We start from the raw sequence: 8,930 nt of genomic DNA on the forward strand, positions 1-8,930 counted from the left end.
GCGGAGTTCACAGTCGCTCCGATCCCGCTGCCTGCGGCAGGGTTGCTCTTGCTGGGTGGACTGGGTGGTTTGGCGGCCCTCCGCCGTCGTAAAAAAGCAGCCTGACACTCGTCACTGCATTACAAGTCTGGAAAGCCTCGCCAGTTTGCGGGGCTTTTCTTTTGGGCCAACGGCCTTCTTGCGCCTCTCTGGCCAAGAATAGTCATTTCACTCCGGACGATCACATAACCCTCGTCGGACTGCGTTTTTCATGACAAGATCGATCCCGCGCGAGATTCGGGACAGATGGCACGCATGCTGATCTCTCTTCACAAGCAAGCGACGCCAACGACGCCAAAGATACGGGCTGCGATCCAGGTGAGCACGGCGGCCAGCTTGGCATGGCCACTGCCATTGCACTAGGCGCGCAGTTCCAACCCGCCCGTCTCGCGCGTCAGAAACACCATGTCGTTGACGAACTTCGCCGAAATCCGGAACCGCGCCCCGGCTGCGCAATGCAAATGCCCTTGCTGCACAAAAGCGACGACAGGCCAACGAAGCGGCACAGGATGCGGTTTGCTCACCTCACCCCCACCATATCTGCTCTATATATAGGAGATTACAGATCAGGCCGGTCGGCATCCTGACTCCGAACAATCGCAACCCACTCCCAACTCCGCATCTATGTGGGCATGCCTCGCATAACAATCTGCGGAGCCGCGTTCGGAGGACGTTCCACCACATGGCGTATCAGCAACGGGCCGTCATCGGTAACCTTATTCCCCGCCGCATCGAACCGCATGGTCCCTTTAGACCCTTGTCGTTCCCAGCCCAGAGAGACGCCCGACGAATCATAGCGATAGACGTCGCGCCAATCGGCCTGCGGGAAAAGCACCGGATCGGCGTAGCCGCCTTGTGGCACGCGAAGATCACGGCTCTCGATCCGCATTTGACCATCGGGTCCGAGTGCGTAACGCCGCGTCTCGTGCTGCGGCAACAGGATCGAGATCAAGCCCGGCATGCTGTCATGATCCCCGGTTCGAGCGAATACGCCGATATCTACCCGGTTGGAGCGAAGTTCGGGTCGTCCCGGCACCGGGCGCGGCAATTGCCAATCGAGCGTAATGCGGGCACGGAGACCACGGTCGTCCAGCGGCTCGACCCGGGTGCGTGCTGGATCGCCGCGTAAAACGCGCCAGAGGAAATTAGGTGTCCGCCCATGCGGATCACGCGTCGCTTCGACCGAGACTACCATGCTGCGGCGATATGTGTGACTTCGCCAGAGCCGGGCAATGGCAGCAGGTGTATCGAAAAGCCGCTCGCTCAAGCCCTCGCCGAAATAGTCGATACCTTCGGTGGCACGCGTCTCCGCCAGGATCGACAGCCGCACCATGGGCGGTACCGTGTCGGGCGTGAGCGCATTGGCCAGCTTCACCATATGCATCAGGTTGATCTGATCTCGCGGGATGACCGAAGGATGCGCTTGCCCCGACAGATACCCATCCCGACCGTGCGCCGGGGCAAGGCTGCGACGCAGAATCATCTGTACCGTCGGGGCCAAAAGCTGATTTTCGTGCAGGAACGTCTTGGTTTCGGGACGCAAGGCGGCAAGAATCATGGCGAGCGCTTCAAGATGTGGTCGGTCCGAGCCGGATGAGCCTTGCGAGACGACGAAGAATGGGGTGTTGGCCGGGATGAGATCGCCATGTTTGGGATCGTGGTCGCGGTTTTCAGGATAGACATGGATCTGCCCTGCCAGATAGTTCTGGTAAAGCGTCTGATGGTGGTTCTGCTGTGTCAGTGCCATACGCGGCAATGACCGCCAGAACAGGCCGTGCTTCACTGCGGTCGAGGAATTCCCGATCAGCGGCGCGTCGAAGATCACCGGCCCGGCCAGCCCGTAATCAAGCCGTGCCTCGCGTGTCTCGGCATCATAGGCCACATGGGTCAGCTGCGGATGCGCCTCGGGCGAAAGGCGCGAATGCCCCCGGTCGCGGTTCTCGTAGAGATCTCCATGATTGCCCGCCGCGCGCCCCTCATGGATCAGCCGCCGCAACAGGCGCTGCCCCGCGCCTGACGCCTTGGGCCCCAGAACCGGAGCGTCTGTCCCGGGGATGCGCACCCGCGCCAGAAGCCGCCCGCCGGAGCCGTTTCGCAACAGCGCCGCGCGCCGCACCAACACCTTGCCGTCCTGCGCCACTATCGGCCCCGCCTCTGATTGGCCGATCTTCGGTTGGCCTGTGCCCTGTGCCAGCGCGACCCCGGGGACGAGACCTGTCCCGGCGAGAAAACGCAGCAGCGTGCGACGCGTGAGAGTTAGGCGCATGGCAATGACGCTTTCCAAAAATTCAACTTTACTCCCGAAAGGATCGAAGCGAAAGATCGTGTCGCCCGAAAACCCCGGCAGACGTGCAAAGGCCTTCCGTGATGTTCCGAGAACAGGTTGCCTGAGCCTGCCGGAGCGGGATATGCGACGAAAAGTCGATCGCATGAATTTCTAAGACAGCAACAAGGATATTTTCAATGAAGATCGCGATGATCGGGACCGGCTATGTGGGGCTTGTATCGGGGGTGTGTTTTTCGGATTTCGGACATGACGTGGTTTGTCTCGACACCAATCCCGACAAGATCGCCATGCTGGAGCGCGGCGAGGTGCCTATCTTCGAGCCGGGGCTGGAGACGCTCATGGCGCGCAATGTTGGCGCGGGACGATTGCGCTTCACCACGGATCTGGCCACCGCGCTCGATGGCGCGCAGGCGGTGTTCATTGCCGTGGGCACGCCCACCCGGCGCGGTGACGGTCATGCCGATCTCACTTACGTGATGGCCGCCGCCGAGGACGTCGCACGCGCCGCCACGGGCTATGTGGTCATCGTCACCAAATCCACCGTGCCCGTGGGCACCAATCGCCGCGTGGGGCAGATGGTTGCGGCCGCCAATCCGGATCTCGATTTCGACGTGGTCTCGAATCCCGAGTTTCTGCGCGAAGGCGCTGCCATCGACGATTTCATGAAGCCCGATCGCGTGATCGTCGGCGTGCAGTCCGATCGCGCCGCAGAGGTCATGGCCGATATCTACCGCCCGCTCTATTTACGCGATTTCCCGATCCTGACCACCGATCTGGAATCGGCCGAGCTGATCAAATACGCCGCAAACGCCTTCCTGGCCACCAAGATCAGCTTCATTAACGAAATCGCGGCGCTGTGTGAACGCGCCGGGGCGGACGTCAAGGAGGTGGCGCGCGGTATCGGCCTGGATGGCCGGATCGGCAACAAGTTCCTGCATGCCGGGCCCGGCTATGGCGGCTCGTGCTTTCCCAAGGACACGTCCGCATTGGCGCGCATCGGACAGGAACATGCCGTGCCGCAAAGCATCATCGAGGCGGTGATCCGCGTCAACGACGCGGTCAAGCTGCGAATGGTCGAGAAGCTGCGCGATTTGTGCGACGACAGCTTCAACGGCAAGACGGTGACGGTACTGGGCGTGACCTTCAAGCCCAATACCGACGACATGCGCGAGGCCCCCAGCCTGACCATCATCCCCGCGCTGGTGGGCGGCGGAGCCCGTGTGCGCGTGGTCGATCCGCAAGGCCGGCGCGAGGGCGAGGCGCTCTTGCCCGGGGTGAGCTGGCACGACGACCCCTACACGGCCGCGCAGGGGGCCGATCTGCTGGTGATCCTGACCGAATGGAACGAGTTTCGCGCGCTCGATCTCAAGGCGTTGGCGACAACCATGGCCACCCCCCGCATGGCTGACCTGCGCAATGTCTATGTCGCCGCCGACGTCACGAATGCCGGCTTCGCGGCCTATGTCGGCGTGGGCCGCTGATGCGTATCTTCATCACCGGGACGGCCGGGTTCATCGGCTTTCACCTGGCAGAGCTGTTGTTGCAGGAGGGCTGCGAGGTGGCGGGCTATGACGGGATGACCGATTATTACGACGTCACGCTCAAGCAACGACGCCACGAGATGTTACGTCAGCATGAGCGCTTCACGGCAACCGAGGCAATGCTGGAGGATGCGCAGACGCTCTCAGACGCCGTGGCCCGTGCGCGCCCCGATGTGATCGTGCATCTGGCCGCACAGGCAGGCGTGCGTTATTCGATCGACAATCCGCGCGCCTATATCGAGGCCAATATCGTCGGCACCTTCAACCTGATGGAGGCCGCCCTGACCACGCGTCCGGCGCATTTGCTGATGGCCTCGACCAGTTCGGTCTATGGTGCCAACACCGAGATGCCCTATTCCGAGGCGCACAAGGCCGATACTCAGATGTCGTTCTATGCGGCCACCAAGAAGGCCAGTGAGGCCATGGCTCATGCCTGGGCGCATATCCACGGGCTACCGATCACGATGTTCCGGTTCTTTACCGTCTATGGCCCCTGGGGACGGCCCGACATGGCGCCGCACAAGTTCACCCGAGCAATCCTGAGCGGCGATCCCATCGACGTCTACAACCACGGCCGGATGTGGCGCGATTTCACCTACATCACTGACCTGGTGCGTGGCATCCGCCTGCTGATCGACGCGATCCCCGGGCAGGGTGCCCCAGTGGCCGGAGACAGCCTGTCGCCAGTGGCACCTTTTCGGGTGGTGAATATCGGCAATTCCACCAAAGTCCGGCTGGAGGATTTCATCGAGGCGATCGAGGCCGCGACCGGCAAGGCGGCGATCCGCAATTACATGGACATGCAGCAGGGTGACATGCCCGCCACCTGGGCCGATGCGTCCCTGTTACGGGCCCTGACCGGCTATGCCCCGCAAACCGGGTTGCGGAGTGGCGTCGCGCGCTTCGTCGACTGGTATCGTGGATATTACGAAGCCTGAGATCTCCGGGAGACAGCATCGATCCGGTCTTCGACATAAAGGAACCTGCCAGCCTTCCTCGTGGGCGAGCCGGACAATGGCTTGCAAGATCGCTTCCCGCTCAGTCTGGACCTGTCGCGGTTTGGGGTCGGTGCCTTGACATCCGATAACTTCGGATCGAAAATTTTACCAGACTGCGCGCAGGCTCGTGTTTGAGCGATAAGGTTCCAAAGGCGCGACAACACAGCTCGGCAAGCCAACTGGAGCTTTCGCCACGGGTCGGTCCCGGCGCCAGAATACATCCCCCTCGCGCTCGACGGGAGAACCTAGGACTTCGCGACCGATCCCGGGCATTTCCGCTAAGGTATATACCGGGATGTCGAGCCATTCCTAGTGAGAAAATCCGAAGCACTTGATCGAAGTGCGTCATGGAAAGAGCGATGACTTTGGGATCAGGATGCTGGATGATCATCGATACGGAGGGCCATGTCCGCACAAGGCAATCGGGTGAATGAGTTCGTGATAACCGTCTGAATTGGTGAATCAGTTGAAGTCCTCTTGATCGGAGGAGGACGGTTTCGATGGGTATTCATTCGAGCGATTGCGAGGCGATTTCCGAGTCTGTTGTTTTTCTTCGTTATTTCGAGAATCTTCCGGATCCGAGGCAGCGCGCCAAGGTGATGTATCCCTTGCCTGAAGTGCTGCTGCTGTGTCTTCTGGCGGTGTTGGCTGGTGCCGAGACAATCACCGACATCGGTGTTGTGCGCATCGGCCACGACCTCCATCACCGTGTCCCAGATGCCTGCTTTCGACCATCTGTTGAAGCGATTATAGACCGTCGTGTAAGGGCCATATTGCGAGGGCAGATCGCGCCACGGACAACCGACCCGGAGCGCATAGAAAATGCCGTTGATCACCCGGCGGTCATCGACGCGCGGCACACCTCGAGACTTGTTGGGCAAAACGCATTTGATGAATTCCCATTCAAGGTCGCTCATATCTGATCGGGACATTTTTCGCCTCCAGTTTCTTACACCGCGGCCTGAATCACAAACCATTGAAAACCTGAAGTCTTAATGGGTACGCTGCCTAGCAAGCCTTGTTACAAGATGAACCTTCGCCCGATTCCCCTGCATGTCCGCATCGGTGTGGTTGACTGAAGTGACGCAGGCCGACAGGTAACACGTCCGGTCTGGTTGTATGGCCGTTTCCTGAAGAGCTGGCGCTTCTGGCGGCGGTGCCAGTCATTGAGGGTGCCGCCGGGCTTTCAGCACTGATTGCGGGAGCAAGGCTCTTTTCTGATTTGACTGGACAGGATGCCGTGCAGCGGCTGATGGACCGATGCCAAGATGCGTCGTCTCAGGCTGTGTCCCAAGGCATTCGGCGAAAGGAATGTAGCACTAAACCCAGACCCCAAAAATCCACGTCGCTTTCATGAACCGCTTCAGCGCCATTGGTCCCGCCGAGATCGCCTGTGTCGCATGAGATCATCGGAAAATGCGGCCATGCCTTGGGCCTGCGTTTCGCAACAAGACCGATCAATCTTGCCACAGTCCCGGGGAATTCATAGACAAGGGGTTTCTTCGACCTCGCGCCGCCTCCAAAGATCGGACAAGCCCGTTCTGCTTCTGAAGACTGGATACAGAGATGCTGCAAAATGATTTGCCTCTCCAGGCTCTTGCCGTACCGTTTTCCGTTCCCGCAGGGGTGTCTTCGTGACCGATCTCGACATGCACTGGGTTGAAGGCAGGGAGGCGCTCGAACCCTGTCTCGATGCCTGGTGGGCACTGGCGGAGCGGTGCGGGGCCGATATTTACATGTCGCCCGGCTGGCTGCTGTCCTGGTGGGATCACTTCGGGGCGGGGCATCGCCTGCTCTGTCTGATGGCGGAGGCTCCGGATGGTCACCTTGCCGGAATTCTGCCCTTCATGATCGAAACCGTCTGGGCCGGACCGGTGCCGGTGCGGGTGGCGCGGCTGGCAGGAACCGATCCGCATTGCGTGCTCTTCCGCCTCGCCGTCGAAGAGACGCTGCTGCCACCGATGATGAACCGGGCACTGGCCGATCTGTTGTGTGACAAGGGGGCCGACCTTGTCAGTTTCACCCCGGCATCGGAGCGCGGTCCTCTGGTCGATGTCGTGCGTGCCGCCCTGCCGCCGGACATCCTGCTGATCGACCGGCCCGCGGGAACGCATACCGTCTTCGACCTGCCCGACAGTTTCGATGCCTACCTGGCCGGGCTGTCGAAGAAGCGCCGCGGCCAGTTCCGGCGGGATCTCAGGAAGCTGCAGGCGGATCACGGGTTGCAGACGGCCCTGACCCATCCCGGCGCGGCCCAGATCGACGATTTCATCAGCTTTCACAACCGACAATGGCAGAAAACCGGCAAGGGGGGGCATTTCTGTGACTGGCCCGGCAGCGCCGCCTTCTACCGGGACCTAGCCGAACGGTTGCAATCCGAAGGCAGCGTATGGATTGACCACCAGGACGGCAGCGCCGGGCCACTTGCGGCGCAGTTCGGCCTGGTTTCTGGACAGAGCTGCCACTGGCGACTGCCCGCCCGCGCCACTGAACCGGAATTCGATCGCCTGAGCGTTGGTACGGTGGGCCTGATCCTGATGATCGAGCGGCTGATCGGGGTGGGCGTCACCCGCATCGAGGCGGGGGGCGGGGCCTATGACTACAAGCTGGTCTATGGCGGCGAATCCGTGCTGGTCCACCGGATGATCATCACCCGGCCGGGACGCGCGCAGCGCAAGACCGCGGTACTTATGGCCTGGGCGCGGGCCCTGCACCTGGGCTATTACCGCGCCTGGTTTTGCCGCGCCGCGCCGCGTCTGCGCCGCTGGCTGCCACTTCCGCACTGGCCGCTGTGGAAATCCTGGATCAAGAGCCGGGTCTGACACAGGTGCGCTTGACCGGACCTGCGCTTTTCGCATTTCCTGTCAGCATCGCTTGGCTGGTGTCCTTGGCGCTAAAAAGTCGATCAGGTCCCAAGACGTCCCCGGTTTCTGGTGGTTCTGGAGCGTGATCAATCGACCACCAGCGGGCTCACGCAGGCCATGTCAGACAACCACCCGCCGTGGGCTACTTAGGCCAGATCAAAACCGGCCAGCAGGGACGGAGAATAGCTCGATTCAACCCGGAAACTGTCCAAGGGTCTGAGAGTAGCGCGAAAGACAGATACCATGAAATCCTACTACCGGTTGGAGCTTACGGCCCCTGGGGACGGCCCGACATGGCGCCGCACAAGTTCACCCGAGCAATCCTGAGCGGCGATCCCATCGACGTCTACAACCACGGCCGGATGTGGCGCGATTTCACCTACATCACTGACCTGGTGCGTGGCATCCGCCTGCTGATCGACGCGATCCCCGGGCAGGGTGCCCCAGTGGCCGGAGACAGCCTGTCGCCAGTGGCACCTTTTCGGGTGGTGAATATCGGCAATTCCACCAAAGTCCGGCTGGAGGATTTCATCGAGGCGATCGAGGCCGCGACCGGCAAGGCGGCGATCCGCAATTACATGGACATGCAGCAGGGTGACATGCCCGCCACCTGGGCCGATGCGTCCCTGTTACGGGCCCTGACCGGCTATGCCCCGCAAACCGGGTTGCGGAGTGGCGTCGCGCGCTTCGTCGACTGGTATCGTGGATATTACGAAGCCTGAGATCTCCGGGAGACAGCATCGATCCGGTCTTCGACATAAAGGAACCTGCCAGCCTTCCTCGTGGGCGAGCCGGACAATGGCTTGCAAGATCGCTTCCCGCTCAGTCTGGACCTGTCGCGGTTTGGGGTCGGTGCCTTGACATCCGATAACTTCGGATCGAAAATTTTACCAGACTGCGCGCAGGCTCGTGTTTGAGCGATAAGGTTCCAAAGGCGCGACAACACAGCTCGGCAAGCCAACTGGAGCTTTCGCCACGGGTCGGTCCCGGCGCCAGAATACATCCCCCTCGCGCTCGACGGGAGAACCTAGGACTTCGCGACCGATCCCGGGCATTTCCGCTAAGGTATATACCGGGATGTCGAGCCATTCCCCGCCGCGGAACCCCAGGCATGTTTTTGGTTTGCGTTAGAAGCATGGAGATATGCTTTGCGGTTGGCAGGTTTTCGAGCAGCTACAAGAATTCGGCCCAGTTCCGCTGC

At 61.1% G+C, this 8,930-nt stretch carries 5 protein-coding genes and 3 pseudogenes; 6 read left to right on the forward strand and 2 right to left on the reverse strand.

Annotation, left to right across the window (positions count from 1 at the left end; translation table 11 throughout):
- Positions 1-27 precede the first annotated feature (27 nt).
- On the forward strand, positions 28-105 hold the full coding sequence (locus ACESL9_RS15720) for a VPLPA-CTERM sorting domain-containing protein (protein ID WP_372675149.1): 78 nt from the start codon (positions 28-30) through the stop codon (positions 103-105).
- Positions 106-661: 556 nt separating this feature from the next.
- Here ACESL9_RS15720 and ACESL9_RS15725 read toward each other — a convergent pair.
- Complete coding sequence (locus ACESL9_RS15725; protein WP_372675145.1) at positions 662-2,305, reverse strand: hypothetical protein; 1,644 nt, start codon at positions 2,303-2,305, stop codon at positions 662-664.
- 197 nt (positions 2,306-2,502) lie between these two features.
- Here ACESL9_RS15725 and ACESL9_RS15730 point away from each other — a divergent pair, with 197 nt between their 5' ends.
- The 3 genes and pseudogenes from ACESL9_RS15730 to ACESL9_RS15740 form a co-directional block, all read left to right on the forward strand.
- Positions 2,503-3,807: a UDP-glucose dehydrogenase family protein gene (locus ACESL9_RS15730; protein ID WP_372675146.1), complete on the forward strand. Its 1,305-nt coding sequence runs from the start codon at positions 2,503-2,505 to the stop codon at positions 3,805-3,807.
- The gene (locus tag ACESL9_RS15735) at positions 3,807-4,805 is read left to right on the forward strand and encodes an SDR family NAD(P)-dependent oxidoreductase (protein WP_372675147.1); all 999 of its coding nucleotides are present in this window, start codon (positions 3,807-3,809) and stop codon (positions 4,803-4,805) included. Before ACESL9_RS15730 ends, ACESL9_RS15735 begins: the two co-directional genes overlap by 1 nt.
- Before the next feature lie 560 nt (positions 4,806-5,365).
- Positions 5,366-5,536, forward strand: a pseudogene (locus tag ACESL9_RS15740) (transposase family protein); the annotation flags it as partial.
- 29 nt (positions 5,537-5,565) lie between these two features.
- On the opposite strand, the pseudogene ACESL9_RS15745 reads toward ACESL9_RS15740, so the two are convergent.
- A pseudogene (locus ACESL9_RS15745) lies at positions 5,566-5,797 on the reverse strand (transposase); the annotation flags it as partial.
- A gap of 702 nt (positions 5,798-6,499) precedes the next feature.
- On the opposite strand from ACESL9_RS15745, the gene ACESL9_RS15750 reads away from it, so the two are divergent.
- A complete protein-coding gene (locus tag ACESL9_RS15750; RefSeq protein WP_372675148.1) occupies positions 6,500-7,687 on the forward strand; it encodes a GNAT family N-acetyltransferase in 1,188 nt (395 codons plus the stop codon).
- A 311-nt stretch (positions 7,688-7,998) separates the two neighbouring features.
- Positions 7,999-8,451 (forward strand): annotated as a pseudogene (locus ACESL9_RS15755) (NAD-dependent epimerase/dehydratase family protein); the annotation flags it as partial.
- Positions 8,452-8,930 lie beyond the last annotated feature (479 nt).

This window comes from Aquicoccus sp. (genome assembly GCF_041686535.1).
Classification (GTDB): domain Bacteria; phylum Pseudomonadota; class Alphaproteobacteria; order Rhodobacterales; family Rhodobacteraceae; genus Aquicoccus.